The sequence below is a fragment of the Actinomadura sp. DC4 genome (assembly GCF_030406325.1).
Taxonomy (GTDB): domain Bacteria; phylum Actinomycetota; class Actinomycetes; order Streptosporangiales; family Streptosporangiaceae; genus Actinoallomurus.
This window is the reverse complement of sequence record NZ_JAUEQY010000007.1, coordinates 103,878-124,411: the sequence shown is the minus strand read 5'-3', so window position 1 is coordinate 124,411 and position 20,534 is coordinate 103,878. Positions and strand designations below refer to the sequence as shown.

General features: G+C 70.5%; 19 protein-coding genes. 13 read left to right on the top strand and 6 right to left on the bottom strand.

The features are described from left to right. The first annotated feature begins 42 nt into the window (after positions 1–42). From QWU11_RS13895 to QWU11_RS13865, 7 genes are all read left to right on the top strand, one after another. The gene (locus QWU11_RS13895; RefSeq protein WP_290107471.1) at positions 43–1,368 is read left to right on the top strand and encodes a cytochrome P450; all 1,326 of its coding nucleotides are present in this window, start codon (positions 43–45) and stop codon (positions 1,366–1,368) included. After that, positions 1,365–2,291, top strand: coding sequence for an alpha/beta hydrolase (locus QWU11_RS13890; protein WP_290107469.1), 927 nt, complete (start codon positions 1,365–1,367; stop codon positions 2,289–2,291). Before QWU11_RS13895 ends, QWU11_RS13890 begins: the two co-directional genes overlap by 4 nt. Then, positions 2,288–3,793 carry an NAD(P)/FAD-dependent oxidoreductase gene (locus QWU11_RS13885; protein ID WP_290107459.1) on the top strand — a complete coding sequence of 502 codons (1,506 nt, stop codon included), beginning with the start codon at positions 2,288–2,290 and terminating at the stop codon, positions 3,791–3,793. The genes QWU11_RS13890 and QWU11_RS13885 overlap by 4 nt, the downstream gene beginning before the upstream one ends. Further along, positions 3,790–3,990: a ferredoxin gene (locus tag QWU11_RS13880; RefSeq protein WP_290107457.1), complete on the top strand. Its 201-nt coding sequence runs from the start codon at positions 3,790–3,792 to the stop codon at positions 3,988–3,990. The genes QWU11_RS13885 and QWU11_RS13880 overlap by 4 nt, the downstream gene beginning before the upstream one ends. Before the next feature lies 1 nt (position 3,991). Continuing rightward, entirely contained in the window at positions 3,992–5,266 is a 1,275-nt protein-coding gene (locus QWU11_RS13875; RefSeq protein WP_290107451.1) for a cytochrome P450, read from the top strand. 221 nt (positions 5,267–5,487) lie between these two features. After that, the gene (locus QWU11_RS13870) at positions 5,488–5,868 is read left to right on the top strand and encodes a VOC family protein (protein WP_290107444.1); all 381 of its coding nucleotides are present in this window, start codon (positions 5,488–5,490) and stop codon (positions 5,866–5,868) included. 13 nt (positions 5,869–5,881) lie between these two features. Continuing rightward, the gene (locus QWU11_RS13865) at positions 5,882–6,262 is read left to right on the top strand and encodes a YciI family protein (RefSeq protein WP_290107441.1); all 381 of its coding nucleotides are present in this window, start codon (positions 5,882–5,884) and stop codon (positions 6,260–6,262) included. 40 nt (positions 6,263–6,302) lie between these two features. Here QWU11_RS13865 and QWU11_RS13860 read toward each other — a convergent pair whose 3' ends face one another. Beyond that, the gene (locus QWU11_RS13860) at positions 6,303–8,150 is read right to left on the bottom strand and encodes an arabinofuranosidase catalytic domain-containing protein (RefSeq protein ID WP_290107437.1); all 1,848 of its coding nucleotides are present in this window, start codon (positions 8,148–8,150) and stop codon (positions 6,303–6,305) included. Between the two features lie 275 nt (positions 8,151–8,425). Further along, positions 8,426–9,160 (bottom strand): hypothetical protein, encoded by a 735-nt coding sequence (locus tag QWU11_RS13855; protein ID WP_290107434.1) that lies wholly within the window; start codon positions 9,158–9,160, stop codon positions 8,426–8,428. Between the two features lie 367 nt (positions 9,161–9,527). On the opposite strand from QWU11_RS13855, the gene QWU11_RS13850 reads away from it, so the two are divergent. Continuing rightward, entirely contained in the window at positions 9,528–10,424 is an 897-nt protein-coding gene (locus tag QWU11_RS13850) for a helix-turn-helix transcriptional regulator (protein WP_290107432.1), read from the top strand. A 425-nt stretch (positions 10,425–10,849) separates the two neighbouring features. Here QWU11_RS13850 and QWU11_RS13845 read toward each other — a convergent pair whose 3' ends face one another. From QWU11_RS13845 to QWU11_RS13830, 4 genes are all read right to left on the bottom strand, one after another. Then, on the bottom strand, positions 10,850–12,040 hold the full coding sequence (locus QWU11_RS13845; RefSeq protein ID WP_290107430.1) for a hypothetical protein: 1,191 nt from the start codon (positions 12,038–12,040) through the stop codon (positions 10,850–10,852). Between the two features lie 118 nt (positions 12,041–12,158). Further along, a complete protein-coding gene (locus QWU11_RS13840) occupies positions 12,159–13,037 on the bottom strand; it encodes an amino acid ABC transporter permease (protein WP_290107423.1) in 879 nt (292 codons plus the stop codon). After that, complete coding sequence (locus tag QWU11_RS13835; RefSeq protein ID WP_290107414.1) at positions 13,034–13,678, bottom strand: amino acid ABC transporter permease; 645 nt, start codon at positions 13,676–13,678, stop codon at positions 13,034–13,036. Before QWU11_RS13835 ends, QWU11_RS13840 begins: the two co-directional genes overlap by 4 nt. Positions 13,679–13,686: 8 nt before the next feature. Continuing rightward, entirely contained in the window at positions 13,687–14,661 is a 975-nt protein-coding gene (locus tag QWU11_RS13830; protein ID WP_290107411.1) for a glutamate ABC transporter substrate-binding protein, read from the bottom strand. Positions 14,662–15,041: 380 nt separating this feature from the next. On the opposite strand from QWU11_RS13830, the gene QWU11_RS13825 reads away from it, so the two are divergent. The 5 genes from QWU11_RS13825 to QWU11_RS13805 all read left to right on the top strand — a co-directional run bounded on the left by QWU11_RS13825 (position 15,042) and on the right by QWU11_RS13805 (position 20,496). Then, the gene (locus QWU11_RS13825) at positions 15,042–16,127 is read left to right on the top strand and encodes an alpha-hydroxy acid oxidase (RefSeq protein ID WP_290107403.1); all 1,086 of its coding nucleotides are present in this window, start codon (positions 15,042–15,044) and stop codon (positions 16,125–16,127) included. Between the two features lie 17 nt (positions 16,128–16,144). Further along, entirely contained in the window at positions 16,145–17,488 is a 1,344-nt protein-coding gene (locus QWU11_RS13820; RefSeq protein ID WP_290107399.1) for a cytochrome P450, read from the top strand. Further along, positions 17,481–18,527: a DUF6282 family protein gene (locus tag QWU11_RS13815; protein WP_290107395.1), complete on the top strand. Its 1,047-nt coding sequence runs from the start codon at positions 17,481–17,483 to the stop codon at positions 18,525–18,527. Before QWU11_RS13820 ends, QWU11_RS13815 begins: the two co-directional genes overlap by 8 nt. 68 nt (positions 18,528–18,595) lie before the next feature. Continuing rightward, positions 18,596–19,264 (top strand): response regulator transcription factor, encoded by a 669-nt coding sequence (locus tag QWU11_RS13810; RefSeq protein ID WP_290107393.1) that lies wholly within the window; start codon positions 18,596–18,598, stop codon positions 19,262–19,264. Further along, the gene (locus tag QWU11_RS13805; protein ID WP_290107389.1) at positions 19,261–20,496 is read left to right on the top strand and encodes a HAMP domain-containing sensor histidine kinase; all 1,236 of its coding nucleotides are present in this window, start codon (positions 19,261–19,263) and stop codon (positions 20,494–20,496) included. Before QWU11_RS13810 ends, QWU11_RS13805 begins: the two co-directional genes overlap by 4 nt. Positions 20,497–20,534: the final 38 nt, after the last annotated feature.

The following is a 20,534-nucleotide window of genomic DNA, read 5'->3' as shown; positions in this document are numbered from 1 at the left end:
GTACCGTTCGCCTGGTACGGCCGCGTACCAGGAGGGTGAGAGATGACGACCGCGACGCTTCCTCCCGGCCCGTCGGCGCCGCGTCTCGCGCAGGGCGTCATGGCGCTGACCGCTCCGCGGCGCGGCATGCTCCGGCTGCGCGAGCGGTACGGGGACGCCTTCACGGTCAACGTCCCGGTCTTCGGCCGCGCCGTGGTGATCAGCGACCCCGCGCAGGTCAAACGGCTGTTCACGGCGGGCCCCGACGTCGTGGAGAACGTCGAGCCGAACCTCGGGCGGGTGCTCGGCCCCGGTTCGCTGTTCGCGCTCACCGGCGCGGAGCACCGCGCGCGGCGCAAGTTGCTCGTCCCGCCGTTCCACGGCCGTCGGCTCGCCGCGTACGAGAAGATCATCGAGGAAGAGACGGTGCGCGAGCTGGCCTCGTGGCCCGAGGACCGGGAGTTCGCGACGCTGCCCTCGATGATGCGGATCACGCTCAACGCCATCCTGCGCGCGGTGTTCGGCGCCGAAGGCGCGGAGTTCGCCGAGCTGCGCGCCCTGCTGCCGCCGTTCGTCACGCTCGGCTCCCGGCTGGTCGTCCTCCCGATCCCCAGGGCCGACCTCGGCCGGTGGAGTCCCTGGGGGCGGTTCTGGATCATGCGCCGCCGGTACGACGCGATCGTGGAGCGGCTGATCGCCAAAGCGGCCCGCGACGACCTCGACCGGCGCGACGACGTCCTCGCGCTGCTGCTGCAGAGCCGCTACGACGACGGCGAGGGACTGGGCCACGGCGAGATCGCCGACCAGCTGCTCACCCTGCTCGTCGCGGGACACGAGACGACGGCGACCACCCTCGCCTGGGCGATCGAGCGGATCCGCCGCCACCCCGCCGTCCTCGAAGCGCTCGGCACGGACGATGGTGAGCTCCGCGCGGCCACGATCCTCGAGGTCCAGCGCACCCGCCCGGTCATCGACCTCGTCGGCCGGCGGGTCACGGCCGACCAGCTGACGCTCGGGCCGTGGACGCTGCCGAAGGGGTCCACGGTCCTGGTCGCCATCACGCTGCTCCACGGCGAAGAGTCGCTGTTCCCCGACGCCGCGGCCTTCGACCCGCACCGCTTCGTCGGCGCCAAGCCGGACCTGCACCAGTGGATCCCGTTCGGCGGCGGTGCCCGGCGCTGCGTCGGCGCGGCGTTCGCGACCATGGAGATGAACGTCACCCTGCGCACCCTCCTGCGCGAGGTCGCCCTGGCGCCGACCGCCGGGCGCGGCGAACGATGGCACCTCCGCGGCGTCTCGAACGCCCCGGCGAAAGGGGGCCGGGCGGTCATGCGCCGCCGGGCACCACGGAAGACACTTCAGATCACGACCACCGGAGCCCGTACATGACCGAACGCACGGCCGACGCCGGACGCGGGATCACGCTCGCGTACGAGGAGATCGGCGAGGCCGGCGCGGAGCCGCTCGTCCTCGTCGCGGGGCTGGGACAACAGCTCCAGAGCTGGCCGGACGCGTTCTGCGAGCGGCTCGCCGCACGCGGATACCGGATCCTGCGCTTCGACAACCGCGACGTCGGCCGTTCGACCCATCTGAGCTTCCCGCCGCCCGGCCCGGTCACGCTGCTGACGCGGCGCTGGCATCCCCTGCAGTACGACCTGACCGACCTCGCCACCGACACGGTCGGGCTCCTCGACGCGCTCGGCATCGAGGACGCGCACCTCGTCGGCATCTCGATGGGCGGGATGATCGCGCAGACGGTCGCGGCGCTCGTCCCCGCACGCGTGCGGACGCTGACCTCGATCATGTCGACCACCGGAGGCCGCCGCGTCGGCCGTACGGCGCCGTCCACGTTGCGGCTGATGGCCGCGCGCCCGGCGACGACGCGAGAGGCGGCGATCGAGCGGGCCGTGCGGATGTTCCGCCACATCGGCTCGGAAGGCTTCCCCACCGACGAGGCCCGGGTGCGCGAGCGGGCCGGGCTGGCGTGGGACCGCGACCCCTCCCGCGGGGGAGTCGGACGCCAGCTCGGCGCGATCCTCCGCTCCGGCGACCGTACGGCGCGGCTGCGGGCGGTCACCGCCCCGACCCTGGTGATCCACGGCGACCGCGACCGCATGGTCGCCCCGAGCGGAGGGGCCGCCACGGTACGGGCGATCGGCGGTGCGCGGCTCGAGACGATCAAGGGCCTGGGCCACGACCTGCCCCTGGCCCTGTGGCCGACGCTTCTCGATCTCATCGACGGCCATGCGCGTACGGCGAGGCGCACCGCTAGAGTCCAGAATGTCCGCCCGGGAGAGGGAGGCCTCCGATGACCTCGACCGAACACGTCGACGTGCTGATCATCGGCGCCGGCCTGTCCGGCGTCGGTGCCGCCCACCACATCCAGTCGGCCTTCCCCGGCCGTTCCTACGCGATCCTCGAGGCGCGCGAGACCATCGGCGGCACGTGGGACCTGTTCCGCTATCCGGGCGTACGGTCCGACTCGGACATGAACACCCTCGGCTACCGCTTCCGTCCGTGGACGCAGGCCAAGGCCATCGCGGACGGGCCCTCGATCCTGAGCTACGTCCGCGACACCGCGACCGAGGCGGGCATCGACCGCCACATCCGGTTCGGCCACCGGGTCGTCAGCGCGGACTGGTCCGGCGAGGACGCGCGCTGGACGATCGAGGCGGTGCACGACGGGGAGACCGTACGGCTGACCGCCGGCTTCCTCTACGCGTGCAGCGGCTACTTCCATTACGACGCCGGCTACACGCCGGACTTTCCCGGCGTCGAGCGGTTCGGCGGCACCGTGGTCCATCCGCAGCACTGGCCGGACGACCTCGACCACACCGGCAAGAAGGTCGTCGTCATCGGCAGCGGCGCGACGGCCGTGACGCTGGTCCCGGCCCTGGCCGAGCGGGCCGCGCAGGTGACGATGTTGCAGCGCTCGCCGACGTACATCGTCTCGCTCCCGGCCGAGGACGCCATCGCCAACGCCCTGCGGCGGCTGGTCGGGGGCCGTCTCGCGTACCCGGTCACGCGGTGGAAGAACGTCCTGACCACCACGCTCTTCTACGAGCTCAGCCGCCGCCGTCCGGGCCTGGTCCGGTCGCTCCTGAGGAAGGCGACGCTCCGGCAGCTCCCGGAGGGCTACGACGTCGACACGCACTTCAAGCCGCGCTACCAGCCGTGGGACCAGCGGCTGTGCCTCGTGCCCGACGGCGATCTGTTCGCCGCCATCCGCGACGGGCGGGCCTCGGTGGTCACCGACCACGTGGAGGAGTTCACCGAGACGGGGCTGCGGCTGACGTCCGGCGCCGAGCTCGAGGCCGACGTCGTCGTCACCGCCACCGGGCTGCGGCTGCTCGTCCTCGGCGGCATGCGCCTCAGCGTCGAGGGCCGCGAGGTCCGGCTGCCGGAGACGATGGCCTACAAGGGCATGATGCTCAGTGACGTGCCGAACTTCGCCTTCACGATCGGCTACACCAACGCCTCCTGGACGCTGAAGGCCGACCTGGTCAGCGAGTACGTCGTACGGCTGCTGCGGCACATGGACGCCTACGGCTACGACCGGTGCGTCCCGGCCAACGACGACCCCACCGTGACCGAGCGGCCGCTGCTGGAGTTCCAGGCCGGGTACGTCCTCCGCTCCATCGAGGAGTTCCCCAAGGCCGGCTCGCGGCCTCCGTGGCAGCTCGGCTCGAGCTACGCCCACGACCTGTTCAAGCTGCGGTACGGCCGCATCGACGACGATGCCCTGCGGTTCTCCCGCAGGGCCGGGGGCGCCACCGGGCGGCGAAGCACGGTTCAGACGGGAGAGACGCAGTGAGAGTACGGATCGACTCCGAGCACTGTCACGGGCACGGCCGCTGCTACGACCTCGCTCCCGGCGTGTTCGGCGACGACGAGGAGGGCTACGGAAAGGTCCTCGGTGACGGCGTCGTGCCGCCGGGCGAGGAACACGACGCGCGGCTGGCTGCCTCCAACTGCCCCGAACGCGCGATCCACCTGTCCGAGGGGGAATGACGTGAGCGCGGACGACCGTTTCGCCCAGAACTTCAGCGAGCTGCGGGACGACACTCCCGTCGGCACGCGCAGCGAGATCGTCACCGGCCCGGTCGCGGACTGGGAGACCGACTTCTCCCATCTGGAGCCGGAGTGGGCGCAGGACCCGTACCCGATCCAGGACGACCTGCGGCAACGCTGCCCGATCGCCCGCACCGAGCGGTTCGGCGGCGGATGGCTGCCGACGCGGTATGAGGACGTCGCGGCGATCGCCTACGACACCGACCACTTCTCCTCGCGGTCGATCATCATGAGCAACTTCCGGCCCCCGCCCGAGCTGGCGCCGGTGGGCGGCACGCCGCCGATCTCCTCCGACCCGCCGTTCCACCGCCTCGCGCGCAAGCTGCTGCTCCCCGCGTTCACCAAGACCGCGGTCACCCGGCACGAGGAAGCGGCGCGGGCGTACTGCCACTCCCTCATCGACGGGTTCGAGGGACAGGACGTCGTCGACGCCGCCCGCGACTACGCCCAGCACATCCCGATGCGCGTCATCGCCGGCATGCTCGGCTTCCCCGAGGAGGACGGGCCGCGGTTCCGCGAGTTCATCGAGAACGCGCTCGAGGGCATCAACCTGCCGCCGGACGAGCGTGTCGCGCGGATGGGGAAGCTGTTCGACTACCTGCTCGACCAGATCCGCGACCACGTGGCGAACCCCCGCGACGACCTCACCGACTACCTCATCGGCGTCGAGCTCGGCGGCCGGAAGCTGGAGCCGGCCCACGTCGCCGGCACGATGGCGCTGCTGCTCATCGCCGGCATCGACACGTCCTGGAGCGCGATCGGAGCGTCCCTGTGGCACCTCGCGAACCACCCCGGTGACCGCGAGCGCCTCGTCGCCGAGCCGGATCTGCTGCCGACCGCGATGGAGGAGCTGCTCCGCGCGTACGCCCCGGTCACGATGGCGCGGCTGGTGAAGGAGGACATGCACTGGAACGGCGTCGACATGAAGGCCGAGGACTGGGTCCTGCTGTCGTTCCCGGCCGCCAACCGCGACCCGGCCCAGTTCGACCGGGCCGATGAGGTCGTCATCGACCGCGAGGTCAACCGGCACGCCGCCTTCGGTCTCGGCATCCACCGCTGCATCGGCTCCCACCTGGCGCGGATGGAGCTCAGGGTCGCCCTGGAGGTCTGGCTCCAGCGCTTCCCGGACTTCACCCTCGACGACCCGTCTGCGGTGACCTGGGCCGCCGGCCAGGTCCGCGGCCCGCGCACCCTCCCGCTCCGCGTCCGGAACTGACGGTTCAGCGCGTACGGGCGGCCCAGCTCGCCAGCACCGGCACGGGCGCGGCGGCCGCCGGAGCGGCCATTCGGACCGTGACGGCCGAGGGCCGGGCGGAGCTGCCGCGGATGCTGCCCGGATCCGGCGCCTGAGGACCGATGTCGAGACGGAGCCCTCCGCTCCGACTGTGTCGTGAGGGGCCGCGACGCGGTGCCCCGCCGGAGAGGAAAGGACCGATCATGGGACGACCCGTGGTGCACTTCGAGATCATCGGAACCGGCCCCGCGGAGCTGCGCGGCTACTACGGCGCGCTGTTCGGCTGGGAGTTCCAGACGGGTGACGCGACCACCGAGAAGGTCTCGCAGCCGGGCACGTACGGCTTCGTGGACGGGAGCACGACCGGGGCGGGCATCAACGGCGGTGTCGGCGGTGGTCCGGGCCACGAGCCGCGGGTCCTGTTCTATGTGGGCGTGCCCGACGTCGGGGCCGCGCTCCGCGAGGCCGAGAGCCTCGGCGGCAAGCGCCTGATGGGCCCTGAGCCCGCGTCCGGGGACTTCACGGTCGGGCACTTCGCCGACCCCGAGGGCAACGTGGTCGGCGTCGCCGGTCCGTCCGCCTGATCGCGGCCCGGCGATGAAGTACCTGCTCCTGATCTACGGCAACCCGCGGAACTGGGCACACCCGATCTTCCTGTACGAGCCGGGGTTCCTGGCGATGCCGGCGGAGGAGCGCGAGGAGCTGACCCGGCAGGCCGAGGCCCTCCACCGGGAGATCACCGAGTCCGGAGAGCTCGTCGCGGGCGTCGCGCTGGCCGATCCGGCCACCGCCAGGAGCATACGGGTGCGCGACGGTGTCCCGGTCATCAGCGACGGTCCGTACGCCGAGGCGAAGGAGCAGCTCGCGGGTTACTTCATGGTCGAGTGCGCGAGCCCGGAGCGGGCGTACGCGATCGCGGCGCGCATCCCGGACGCGCGGTTCGCCGCGGTGGAGGTGCATCCGGTCGTGGACGGGTGACGGGGCCCGCCGATCCCGGCGGGTCCCGTCACGTACCTTCCTAGATCAGGGCGAACTTCTGCGCCGCGGAGCCGTTGCAGTCATAGATCTGCAGCCGGGTGCCGTTCGCGGTCGCCCCGTTCGGTGAGTCGAGGCAGCGTCCGGATTGGGGGTTGCGCAGCGAGCCGTCGGCCTGCTGCTGCCAGACCTGGCCACCGACGCCGTTGCAGTCGTACAGCTCCACCTGGGTGCCGTTGGCGGTGCCGTTCCCGTTGATGTCCAGGCACCGGCTGAGCGTGCGCAGCGCGCCGCTGGACAGGTGGACCCAGTGCTCGTCCACGGAGTAGGACTGGCAGTCCCAGATGTTGACCGCGGTGGTGTTGACGCCGTTGTCGTCGCCGAGGACGTCGATGCACTTGCCGCCCGGACCGACGATCGCGCCGCCGCCGTTGACCGCGAACCTCTGCGCCGCGGAGCCGTTGCAGTCATAGATCTGCAGCCGCGTGCCGTTCCCGGTCGCCCCGCTGGGCGAGTCGAGGCAGCGGCCCGACTGGGGATTGCGCAGCGAGCCGTCGGCCTGCTGCAGCCACTTCTGGCCGCCGACGCCGTTGCAGTCCCACAGCTCCACCTGGGCGCCGTTCGCGGTGCCGTTGCCGTTGACGTCGAGACAGCGGCCGAGCGTACGCAGCGTGTTGTCGGCGAAGTGGGTCCAGTGCTGGTCCTCGGCGTAGCTCTGGCAGTCCCAGAGCTGCACCGCGGTGCCGTTGACCCCGGTGTCGTCGGCGGCGACGTCGACGCACTTGCCGCCCGGCCCGGTGATCGTGCCCTGCGGGCCGTTCGGCACGTTCGTCTGCCCGGAGTAGCCGACCGAGACGATGTTGGCCTGCACCGCGTTGTCGGCGGCGTCGGTCGGATAGCCGGAGGTCATCACGCCCTCGAAGAACGTGCCCATGTTCCAGTTGCTGTTGTCGCCGCCCGTGCCCAGGATGATCGAGCCCTCCTGGTGCATCGGGATGTAGCCGCCGCGGTTCGGCAGCGCGCCGTTCCACCACGTCGACAGGCCGCCGGACTGGGAGTTGCCGCCCTTGAGCGCGTACGTCGTCTGGCCGTTGTTCTTCAGCAGCGCCGTGACGTAGGTGCTGTTGTTGCCCTGGTTCGCGGTGTTAGAACCGTTGGCGCCCTGGAACATCCCGTTCTCCAGGTCCGCCTCCACCCACGGCCCCGAGCCCGTACACGGGGCGAAGTAGCAGGTGGTCGCGATGCTGACGGCGTCCATGTGGCCGTTGCCGGTATCGGCCGGCACCGCCTCGGCGTTGCCGTAGTCGAAGCAGCAGGCGGACCCGACGTGCGTGCCGCTCGCGACCATGTACATGCCCTCGGGCTGACCGTTCTGCGCGACACCGGACCCGACGGCATGCCGGTAGCCGTGCTGCGGGGAGATCCACACGCCGTACACCTTGTGGCCGCCGGCGGTGACGGCGATCTCGCTGGCGTCGGCGGGGGAGTCGGCGCCGGTTCCGGCCGTGCCGGACGGGGACGGCGTCAGGTCGTTGTGGCGCGACGTCTGGTCGTAGATCTTCGTGATGCCGCACGTCGTGCCGTTGCAGAACGCGTCGTGGTCGGCCGCGTCGGCGTAGCCGCCGGCGGCCAGCACGCCGACGTCGTGGGTGGCGCGGTCGGAGGCGCGGGTCAGCTGGTAGAGCGGGCCGGAGTACGCCGCGAACAGGGCGCGCACGGTGCTGTGGGCGGCGACGCACGCCGTGCCGGCGCCGCCGTAGATGTCGCAGGGAAGGGACGCGGCCTGCGCCGTTCCGGCGGCCAGGCCGGTGAGGGCGCCGAGGGCGAGAAGGAGGGCGGCGGCGAGGGAGGTGAGCCGGCGGCGGACCGGCCTGTCGGCTCTCGATGACATGGCGGCGGCAGTCACGCGGATGGCGGGGCGATATCTGCGCATGGCGACGGCTCCGGGGTCTGGAGGGAGTCGAATCGTCTGCGGTGGCCGGCGCGGCAGACAGGGTGGCGGGACAGCATCGCGATGCTGGGTTGACAGTACGAAGCCTGCTCATTTGTGTCAATGTTTGCACGCTTTTTGTGGAAAATGATCGACGGCCGTGTTCGATCACGTTGACTTCGTCGGCACTCGGTTCACGCCGCTGCTCGGAAACCCCTCAGACCCCAGTGCGCCGATCAGTTGGAAATTGTATTCGCGAAGCCGTTTCCGCTGTTCGGCGGGGACCATACCCAGGCCCACGTACGCGTCTCCTTGCAGGTGACACGCAGTTTCTGGAAGTCGCAGGGGTCGATGAGTGCGCCGTGTGCCAGGGCGTCTTCGTAGAGCCGATCAGAAACGATCACACCGATATCGGCGGCGGACGCCGCGCAGGCGGCCTTGAATGAGCCGGCCTCCAGCAGCCGGAACAGATGGACCAGGGAACGGCCGGCGACACCGTGGTTGTCACGGTGGGCGAGGCCGGTGTGTAAGGCGACGCGCATCCGGATGTGGGAGATCGGGCCGGCGAGCCGGTTGTACCGGCGGAGAACGGCCGTGAGGTGGTAGGCGAACGGGGCGAGAAGGTCGTCCGCGGGGGGCTCGGGCGGCGCGACGATGAGCACGCCGTCGCCACGGTCCTCGTTGTAGCAGTCCGGCAGGGACAGGCCGGTCATCGTGCACGCCTGGCTCAGTATCCGGTACATCTGGTCGCGCAGGTGGAGCTGGACGAGGTCGTCACGCCGCAGGTCCCCGAAGGCGCAGATGTCGACCGCGATGAGCGTGGCGGACGCCTTCGGACGCTGGTCGCGCGGGAAGGCGAACCCCGGAGGGATCGGGGGGATCGGGGGAACGGTGACCTGTCCCGCTTGGGGATAGGCCTCATAAGGCGTGGGAGAGGGGTCGGCCGGGTCGGGGTTCGGGTTTAGGCTCATGGCAGAGCTCGGCTCCTTTCGTGTCCGTTGACAGGCGCGGAGGCGGTTGGGTCATGTGCGGCCTCCCTGTGCCAGCAGGGAGGCCGCTGTACGTTCCCGCGAATGGTCGGTGACTCTGTGTAATTGATAGCCGTGTCATTCTTAAGAATGTAACCTTGCATCGCGTCAGGTCAATCCGGCGGGGCCATAAGCTTGTAACCCATTGCATCCACGCAGGTGAGAGCCTTGAATTCGTGAAGTGCCTACCGCAATTCTGCTGGCAACCGACTTGCAAGATGGCAGGGAAAATCCCTTCGATCTGCCACCTTGCACATGGTTTCGTGGCGAGATGACTGATCCCGATCAACACAGAGAGTGAGAGCCGCCGGTGCATGAGGATCATGGTCCGGTCGTTCAGCGCGCGCTGTTGAAGAACGAGCTGGTTCGGCTGCGCGCGGAGACCGGTATGACGCAGTCCAAAGTGGCCGCCGCGATGGAATGGTCGGAGGCGAAGGTGATTCGCGTCGAGGGAGGGAAGACCGCCCTTACCAAAAACGACCTCGAGGCTCTGTTGAAGGTCTATGGAATCACCGGCCGGGACCGGATGGGCGAGCTCCACGACCTTTCACGTGGCTCGAAGAGAACGGCTTGGTGGGACGCCTATAGAGGCACCGGAATCCGCGACGAGATCATAAAGTTCGTCGGATACGAAGCGGGCGCCTCAACGATACGGCAGTCGCACAACGCGTTCATTCCGCCGCTGTTGCAGACGCCCGCCTATGCGCAGGTCGTCACGCGGGAGAGCATGTCGGCCGACAGGGTGGAGACCGTGGTCAGGTTCCGTCTTCAGCGCCGGAAGGAGCTGGACAGACGCGATCCGGCGCTGCTCCCCGAGGAGACTTACGTCATCGACGAGGCGGTGATCCGGCGGCGAATAGGAGTGTCCGTCGATCCGGGCCTGATGGTCGAGCAGCTGTACCACCTCATCGCGCTCGGCCGGCGCGACAACATCAACGTCCATGTGATCCCGTTCGGCAAGGGATCGCATTTCGGGCTCAACGGCCCCTTCACAATTCTGGGCTTCCGATCGCTCGACGACGTCCTCTACATCGAGAGCGCGGGAAGAGGTCAAGTCGTCGAAGGCGGTGACCGGATCGTCGACTACGCCGACGCGTTCTTCTCCCTCCTCGAAGGCGGCGAGAGCAAGGGACCCGAGGCGCTCGACGCGGAGGAGTCGCGGAAACTCATCAAGGCGGCCGCGGAGGAGATGCTCATCCGCCCCTGACCGGCCCGCCATTGCCGGCCCGGTCAGGGACGGATGTGGTCTCGCGGAGGGCGGCCTGGACACCGGCAGGGAACCTCGTCCGTACGTCGAGGCGCTCGATCAGCCCGGCGATGCGGCGCTGGGCCGTGCGATGGGCCATGCAGAGCCGGCGGGCGATGGCCTCGTCGCTCGGCGCCGCCGTCAGAGGCGGACCACGACGTCGAGGACGAAGGTCTGGACCGAGCACCCCGACCGCCTATGGCGGCGGCGCGTCCTCCCTGGCACAAGGTCCCGCGCGGCTCGACGGTCATGTAGGCGCGGAACCCGGGCACGGCCGGGCGGCCGGGGCGGTGACGACGCCGTGGAACGCCGGCGCTCAGCCCGTGCGCGACGTGGATCTCGTCCGCTCCGGTCCAACTCGTTCCGCGGGGCGAAGCCCGCCTGATTCAGAGGCCGTCGCGGTGAACATCGAGGTCGTGCAGGATCACGGACAGCGCGTAGGGCGAGATCGTGTGCTCGTCGTGGGTGGCGTCCTCCAGGACGTCCCAGGAGCCCTGGCCGATGACGCCGGTGCGGTGGCTGACCACGGCGGCGTAGTCGCGATGGCCGACGCCGCTGAAACAGCAGGGGTCGAAACGGTTGAGGACCTGCAGCTGACGCCGGCGGCGCTCCGCCGCGGCCATGACGTACAGATCGAGGTACTCGGCGATGCCGTAGAAGCCGGGCAGCGTGTCCCTGCGCTGCTCCCAGTCGCCGACCGAAGAGGTCACGTTGAGCGAGGCGGGCCGCAGGTGGAAGGGGAGACTGCCGGCCGCCGGATAGCTCCGGGTGATCCGGGGATCGATGGCGGCGTACACGGTCGTCGTCCACCCTCCGCCGGACAGGCCGATCATCTGCACCGAGGACGGGCGGTAGGTCGCGATGGCGTAGTTGAGCGCGACCGCGACGGGCTCGAGGAAGAACGTCAGGGCGGAGAAACTCGGCGACTCCCAGCGGACGAGCGCGTCGTGCGAAGTGATCGTGACCGATTTTCCCGGGACGGCCGGGTCGGCGATCGGCTGGGCGTTCCAGTGCATGAAGGGCATGGCGAAGACCAGTACGGAGTAGCCACGTCCGAGCAGACCGTCGACCGTACGCAGCATCGTGGCGGCCGGCTCGTTGTGCCCATTGTGATAGAGCGCCAGCCGCCCGTTCGGCCGCCGGGCCAGTACGTGAAATACCCGCGACGTCATTTCATATTTCAGAGGAACGATCAGCGCGTCGATCCGGGCCGCGGAAGAGAGCCCTGCCAGCGGCGGCGCCGAGACGCCGTGTTCGACGCGCGGAGAGCCGTCGGGAAGGCGTGGGCTCTTCCACACATAAGCGATGAGCCCGGCGCGTTTCGACGCCACGTCGGCGGCGCTGTTGACGGTGATCAGGGACTCGACGTCGACGCCCACGACCTCGCGCGGCATCGCCTTGTAGGCGATGCCGTGGCGCGCGGCGGCCTTCGGGTCGACCGGCGCGACGGGCGGTGGCGGGAGCTCCGCGCAGGAGGCGCGCGTGTCCGCGAACGAGCGTGCCGGTGCGAGCATGCCGCCGCCGGTCGCCGCCCCAAGGCGACGCAGCAGACCTCGCCGCGTGATTCGGGCCGTCATCCGGAGCTCCCCCGAGGTCATGGACCGGACCGCGCCGGCCGGTCACCGGACATGACCATGACTAGCTGCCCATGATCGCGGGTTTCCATGTCCGGCCGGCGCAGGGTGATCGGGGGGCTCAGTGCAGGAGCGTCGCCGAGGGACGTTCCTCTCCGCCGGTCACCTCCTCCAGGACGTCGACGCCGCGTACGGACTTGCGCGCCCGCCGCATCCGCCGTTCGAGGGCGGAGGCCAGCTGCGAGAGCGCGAAGTTGATCAGTACGTAGACCACGGCGATCACGATGTAGGTCTGCACGAGCAGGTGGGTGTAGACGGTCAGGTTGTTGCCCTGCTTCATCAGCTCCGGGTAGCTGACGACGTAGCCCAGCGTGCTGTCCTTCAGCAGGCTGACGAGCTGCGCGACCAGCGTCGGGACCACGAGCCGTACGGCCTGCGGGAGCACGACGATCCGCATCGACTGCCAGTAGGTCAGCCCGATCGCCGAGGCGGCCTCGGACTGGCCGCGGTCCAGGGCGAGGATCCCGGCGCGGAACACCTCGGCGAGGATCGCGGAGGCGACCATCGTGATCGGGACGACGAGCTTCCAGAAGATCGGCAGGTTGATCCCCTCCGGCGGCAGCGCCAGGAGGAACACATAGATCAGCAGAAGCAGCGGCACGGCGCGGAACAGCTCGATGTAGGCCGTCGCGAGGTAACGCGTGACCCGGTTGCGCGCCAGCCGCAGCAGCGCGAGGAGCGCGCCGAGAGGAAACGCCAGGACCGCGCACATGGCGGTGGCCTTCAGCGTCCCCTGGAGGCCGGTCCACAGGAACTTGATGTAGCCGATCTGCGCGAACGGCTGCCAGCGGTCGCCCGCGAGCTGGCCGTTGTCGCCGAACTGTCTCAGCGCGAGCGCGATGACCGCCGCGATGGCGATGACCGCGACGACGGTCGCGTAGCGCGTACGCCGCCGCGCCTTCGGCCCCGGCGCGTCGAAGAGGACGCGGTTGACGGTCATCGGCGGATCGCCAGCCGTCGTTCGAGCCAGCCGCCGACGCCGCCGCCGGTCAGGGCGAGCAGGAGGTAGAGGACCCCGGCCACCAGGAACGACCCGACGGCCTCGGCGTACCTCAGGTTCAGCTGCTGGGTGCGGTTCGTCAGCTCGCTGACGCCCACCGCGGCCGCCAGGGACGAGCTGAGCGCGACGCCGATGAAGACGTTCACCAGCGGCTGGACCATCGTGCGGAACGCCTGCGGAAGGATCACGTGACGCAGCGACTGCACGAAGGTCAGCCCGATCGCCCTGGCGGCCTCGGCCTGCCCCACCGGCACGGTGTTGATGCCGGCCCGCATCGCCTCGCAGACGAACGCGGCCCCGGACAGCGCCAGGCAGATCGTGGCGGACACGAACAGCGAGTAGGTCACGCCGACGTCGGGCAGGCCGAAGATCACCAGGATGAGCAGCGCGAGCAGCGGGATGTTACGGAAGAACTCCACGTAGATCGCGCCGGCCACGCGCAGCGGCGCGACCGGTACGACCCTGAAGATCGCGAGGAACGTTCCAAGGATCACCGCGCCGGCGAAGCCCAGCAGAGTGAGCTCGATGGTCACTCCGAACCCGGCCAGCAGATCGCCGCTGTGGGACAGGATGATGTGCATGACGGGCCTCAGGAGCCTTCGGCGGAACCGATGGCCGGCGGCTTGGGCGCGTCACCGCTGACGATGGTGCCGATCGTGGCCTTCCAGAGCTTGGCCCACGAGCCGTCGGCGTAGATCTTGGTCAGCCAGTCGTCGACGAACTTCTTCGCCGCCGCGTCGTCGTGCGGCACACCGATGCCGTACGGCTCCTTGGTGAAGGGCTGGCCGACGACGCTGACCGCCTTGTTGGTGCTCGCGTCGCTGATGAGGATGCCCTGGTCGAGCACGTACGCGTCCGCGCGGCCCTGCTGGACGGCGGCGACGCACTGCGCGTCCTCGGTGAACAGCAGCACCTTGGCCTTGGGCGCGAACTTCTTCAGCGACAGGGCCGCCGTCGAGTTGCTCTCCGTCGCGACGGTCTTTCCGTTGAGGTCGGAGACCTGGCTGATCGCGGTGTTGCCCTTCTTCACCATGATCGCGTCGCCGGACTCGTAGTACGGGCCCGCGAAGGCGACCTTCTTGGCCCGCTCCGGCGTGATCGTGTACGTCGCGAAGACGGCGTCGACGCTGTTGTTCTGGATGAGCTTCTCGCGCGTGTCGACCGTTGTGATCGTCAGTTTGGTCAGCTTCGGAATGTCCTTGCCGCCGGTGATGTAATGCGCCAGCATCTGCGACAGGCCCGCGTCGAAACCGGTGAGCCGCCCGGTGACCGGGTCCTTGATGGAGAACAGCGGACCGGCGTCGGTACCGCCGACCCGCAGGTAGCCGCGCTGCTTGATCTTGTCCGCCCACGAGCCCGCGGGGATGGCGCCCGCGTCGGCGACCGGGGAACCCGTGATGATCGAGTCGTACGCCTTCGCGCCGTCGCCGGTGGCGCCCGAGCCGCCACCGGGCAGCCCGTTGTCCTTGGAGTTGGCGCACGCGCCCGTGAACGCGAGCATCGCCGCGACGGCGACGCCGAGCACGACCGGCCGCCCGCGGCGCGTGGTGAGTGAATGGCTCATCGATATCTCCTGACCTCAGTGAGCGGAAAAGTGGTTGAACAATCACCTTTATCCAGGCGGCGGCGGCGCGCGGCTGATCAGTGCGGATCGCATGGCGGAGAGCGTAGGAGCGGCGCGGAGGAAACACCAAGAGTCATGCTCGCTTCGAAATCAAAAAGACGCACGCGGCGCCGGAATGGCACCGGCGATTCTGACCTGCGAATTCGCGGTGAATCCGCACTTCATAACGGCGTCCGGCCGCCCCGGCTTCCTTAGAGCCTCTCTGAGAAACCCGGCCTACCGTCGTGCGGGTCACGGTCAGCGAGCCGGTAAAGGAGATCGCGCGATGGACGGAGCCCGCATTCAGCCGGTCGTCGGCACCGACCAGGTCACGGCCTGACATGGCCGACCACGAACCGGTCAACATCCGTGAGTTCGAGGCCCTCGCCCGCGAACGCCTTGACCCCGTCTTCTATGACTACTTCGCCTCCGGCGCCCAGGACGAGGTCACCGTGCGCGCCAACGAGGCCGCCTTCACCCGGCTCACCCTCGTGCCGCGGATCCTGCGCGGCGTGGCGCCGCCCCGGCTCGGCGTCACCCTGCTCGGCGACGAGACGTCGATGCCGATCATGCTGGCGCCGACGGCGTTCCACCGGCTGGCGCACCCCGACGGGGAGCGCGAGACGGCGCGGGCCGCCGCCAAGGCGGGGGTCACCCTCATCGCGGCGATGCTCTCGACCGTCGCGATCGAGGACGTCGCGGCGGAGGCGCGCAAGGTCGCGCCCGACCCCTCCCTGTGGTTCCAGCTCTACGTGCAGCCGGACCTGGCCATCACCGAGGCGATCGTACGGCGGGCGGAGTCGGCCGGCTGCGGCGCGCTCGTGGTCACCGTGGACTCGCCGGCCCTCGGCCGCAACGAGCGCGGGGACCGCAACGACTTCCACGACCTGCCGCCGGGCATCCGGTGCGAGAACCTGCAGGGTCTCACCGGCGCGGACGAGCCGGGCAGCGTACGGCAGGTCGTGCTGTCGCCGGAGATCTCGTGGACCCATCTGGACCGGCTGCGGGAGATCACCGACCTGCCGATCGTGCTCAAGGGCGTGCTGCACCCCGAGGACGCCCGGCTCGCGGTCGAGCGCGGGGTCGACGCGCTCATCGTCTCCAACCACGGCGGGAGGCAGCTCGACACCACGCCCCCGACGATCGACCGGCTCCCCCTGATCGCCGACGCCGTCGACCGCCGCGTGCCGGTCCTGCTCGACAGCGGCGTACGGCGCGGCACCGACGTCGTGAAGGCCCTCGCGCTCGGCGCGAACGCGGTCGCGATCGGCCGCCCGGCGGTCTGGGGCCTGGCCGCGGCGGGGGAGGACGGCGTGACCGCGGTCCTGCGGCTGCTGCGGCGAGAGCTGGAGAACGCCCTCACTCTCTGCGGCGCCGACTCGCCGCGCTCGCTCGGCCGCGACCTCGTGCAGGCCGCGCGGTGCTGATCGCGGCGGGAGCGGCCGTGGCGACGGGTGCCGCCACGGCGCTCGTCTGCCTGCCGTACTGGCTGCCGCGGCTCGTCGTCGGGCTGCGCGTACGCCTCTTCGCGCGGATCAACGGCGAGGAGGGCATCCCGATCCCCGGCGAGCTGGTCGGCGTCGACCGCTTCAAGGAGGTCTACTCCCACCCGGCCGCCGACGGGCGCAGCGAGGGAGCGGGCCTGTCCGACCTGTTCTGGTACTGGCTGGCGCCCGGTCCCGAGGTGCACCAGGAACACCTGGAGCCCGGCGAGCGGTACGACGAGGTCGCGCGCGTCACCCGCAGGATTCTGGCCCGGCCGAAGGCCGACGTCGCGTCCCTCGCCGCCCGCTGCGCGTCGCACGTGCTGGACGAAAACGGCCACGGGTTCGTCCGGCTGCGTGACCTGATGATGCCGGTCTGGGCCGAGTTCTCCTACGAGCTCGTCTTCGGCGAGCCGTGCCCGGCGGAGGCCCGCGACCTGATCGTCGGCAACGCGGACGACGTCGTCACGGCGCTGAAGGGCTGCGGGCTGCGGCACATGGACCGGCGCGAGCGCCTGACGGCCTACCTGCGCGCGCGGCTCGGCGACGTATGCCACCCGCTGCCGGAGGGGCTGTCGCCCGCCGAGCGCGTCTTCTACCTGCAGGGGACCTTCTTCAACACGGCCGTGGTGCAGATGTCGGAGGCGATGACGCACCTGCTGCTGGCCATCGCGCAGCACCCGGAGCTGCAGCGGAGACTGGCCGCGGACCCCGGCGACGAGGCGTACCTCGACCGGGTGGTCGAGGAGAGCATGCGCCGCTACCCGCTGTTCGGGATCGCGCACCGGATCACGTCGGCGGAGATCGTAGTGGACGAGCGGACCACGCTGCCGGCCGGTTCCGTGCTCTGCTTCAACTACGCCGACTTCCACTCCGCCGGTTTCGAGAACGCCGCGAGCTTCGACCCCGGCCGGTGGGAGCACGTCTCGGTACGGGAGGCGAACCACATCCCGTTCGGCGTCACCGCCAACCGCCCCTGCCCGGCGCGCGGCATCGCGCCGGTCGCCATGCGCGCGGTCGTACGTGAGACGCTGCGCCGCTTCACGCTGGCCTCCTCCGCCGCGCACACCCGCTCGATCCCCAACCGCGGCCCGTGCCTGCTCGGCCCCCGCCCGGACCCACGCCGCCACCGCGTGCGGCTGACGCTGCTGCGGCTGCGCGACCGGTGGGAGAACGTCTGGCGCAGCGTGGTCCAGCTCGTCTGCGGCACGTACATGGTGCTGGAGGCGAGGCGGCTGCGGCTGGCCGGCCGCCACTTCGAGACCCGTGAAACACGCCTACAGGAAGAGCTGACCGATGGATGAGGAGATCCTCGCCGAGGCACGGCTGCGCCGTGCGAACAACGCCCCGCATGACCGGTTCCTGTCCTCCTACCGGGCCCGGATGGGGTACCGCGGCGAGGTCCTGGTCCCGCCGGCCGTGTACGGCGTCGAGGGCGCGGTCGACATCCACTGCCACTCCCACGAGGGCCAGCAGGACGCGCTGGCGATCGCGAAACTGGCCTCGGCGAGCGGGATGAAGGGCCTGCTGTTCAAGAGCGTCGTCGGCATGAACCGCCCCGACGCGCTCGGTGCCGCCGCCGTCGTACGCCAGGTCGAGGAGGACCTCGCGGAGTGGTGCGAGGAGACCGGGATCGAGCCCGTACGGCTGTGGTCGGGGTGGATCGCGACCGACACGCGCGGCATGACGGTGCCGGAGGCGGCGCGCAAGGCGCTCGAGGACGGCGCCGCCGCCGTGTGGATGCCGGTCTTCCGCAGCGCCAACACGCTGAACAAGGTCGGCGGCCTGCCGGTCTGGTGGGGCGTCGACTCGCGGGAGTGGAGTGACCCGCTGCCGTGGGACGAGGCGCTGCGCGCCGGCGCGTACACGATCGACGAGCACGGCGCGCTCAAGCCCGAGTACCGGGAGGTCTTCGAGATCGCCGCCGACCACGACGTGATGATCTCGTTCGCGCACGCCACGCACGAGGAGATCTACGCGATGGCGGAGGAGGTACGCCGGCTGGGCATCACGAAGGCGGTGATCGACCACCCGTTCAGCCCGTTCATCGACCTGAGCCTGGAGCAGATGCGCGAGCTGACCGCGGCGGGCGTCACGATGAACTTCACCTACGACGAGATCTCGCCGCTGCTCGGCGTCGACCCGGCGCGGATGTGCGAGACGATCCTGGCGCTCGGCACGGAGCACGTGACACTTTCCAGTGACGCGGGCGAGCCGCTGTTCCCCAACACCGTCGAGGCGACGCGGCTGCTCCGCGCGCACATGCGCGCCTTCGGGCTGAGCGACGAGCAGGTGCACGAGACCAGCTCGGTCAATCCGTCCCGGCTGCTCAACGCGGTCTGATCCGCCCGATGCTGTCGGGGCTGAGGCTTGTGTCTCGCGTGCGGTGGTTTACGTGGAATCCTGACTGCGTGACCACACAGCCGCCCCGGCTGCTTCTCGTGGAGGACGACACCGAGATCGCCGGGATGCTGAAGGACCTGTTCGACGGCGAGGGGTACCTCGTCGAGGTGGCGTACGACGGACAGCGGGCCCTGCACCTGACGCTCAGCCGGTCGTACGACGTGCTGATCGTCGACCGGATCCTGCCCGACCTGGACGGTCTCGACCTGCTGCGGCGAATACGCGGGAAGGGCGTCGCCACCCCCGTCCTCGTGCTGACCGCCCTCGGCGAGGTGGCCGACAGGGTCGCCGGGCTGGACGCCGGCGCCGAGGACTACCTCGTCAAACCGTTCGAGATCGAGGAGCTGCTGGCGCGCGTCCGCGCGCTGCGCCGCCGCCACCGCGACCGTACGCGGACCCTCCTGCTGGGCTCCGGGGAGATCGACCTGGCCCTGCGGAGGGCGCGCCTGGCGGACGGTGGCGAGGTCGAGCTGTCCCCACGGGAGTTCGAGCTGCTGCGCGTGCTCGCCAGCCGGCCCCGCGCGGTGTTCACCCGGACCGAGCTGCGCAACCGGGTCTTTGAGACCACGACGTCCGACTCCATCGTCGACACCTACATCCACTACCTCCGCCAGAAGCTCGGCCGGGGCGCCGTGCGCACCGTTCGCGGCACGGGATACCGGGCGGGGGAGCTGTGAGGGCGCGTTCCGGACCGGACCGGCAGATGCTGTCGCGGGTCCGGCGGACCCTCACCGTGCAGCTCGCGACGGCCGTGACCGTCGTCGTGGCGCTCGTCGGGACGATCGTCTACCTGTCGGTGAGCACCGGGCAGCGCCGCGACTCCGAGCGCGAGCTGCGCGGCGTGATCGCCTCGGGCGCCGTGGAGAACGCGCCGCCGTGCGTGTTCGTCTTCGCCGTCGAGGGCGGCGCGATCCACCGCACGCCGAACGCGCCCGCCGCGCTGCCCGTACGCGCCGACCTGCGGGCCACGGGCACCGTCGTACGCCGGCACCGGATCAACGGGATCGACTACCTCATGCGGACCGAGCACCACGGCTCGGCGGTCGTGCAGGCCGCCCTCGACCGGCGGTACGAGATCCAGGAACGACGCCGGCTGTACACCGCGCTGATCATCGCCGAGCTCGCGGGCCTGGCCGCCGCGCTCGTCACCGGGCAGCTCCTGGCACGGCGCGCGATCAGACCGCTGGCCGAGGCGCTGGAACGGCAGCGGAGGTTCGTCGCCGACGCCAGCCACGAGCTGCGTACTCCACTGACGCGGCTGCACACACGGGCCCAGCTTCTCGCCCGCCGTACCGACTCCGACGAACTGCGCGCCATCGTCGCCGACACCCGGCGGTTCGGCGAGGTGATCGAGGACCTCCTGCTGTCCGCCCAGCTCCCGCCGCGGGCCGCGGAGGGCCGCCCCGTCGACCTCGCGGCCGTGGTCCGGTCGCTGGTGTCGGCCGAGGCCGCCCGCGCCGAGTCCCGGGCGACCCGGCTGACGCTGACCGGCGCGGACGCTCCTTGCGTCGTGGCCGGCGTCGAGTCGGCGCTGAGCCGGGTCGTCGGCGCGCTGCTGGACAACGCCATCGGCCACACGCTGCCGGGCGGCCACGTCCAGGTGGCGTTGCGCCGCGGCGAGGGCCAGGTGGAGTTGGTCGTACGCGACGACGGCGTGGGCCTCGACCCGCGCGACACCGAGCGCATCTTCCAGCGCTTCACCCGCGGCATGCTGGGGGAGGGCCGCCGGTTCGGGCTGGGGCTGGCACTCGTCCGCGAGGTCGTGGAGAGCCATGGCGGCACGGTGGAGGCGGCCGGCCGGCCGGGCGAGGGCGCGGCCTTCACGGTACGGCTGCCCGCCGCACCCGAGCAGGCGCCCGTACCTACGGGTCGGCGCCCGCATCGCACGCCGCGCGCCCAGGTGGGGTAGCCGCGGCGCTGGTTGCCGATCGCCCTTCACCACATCTG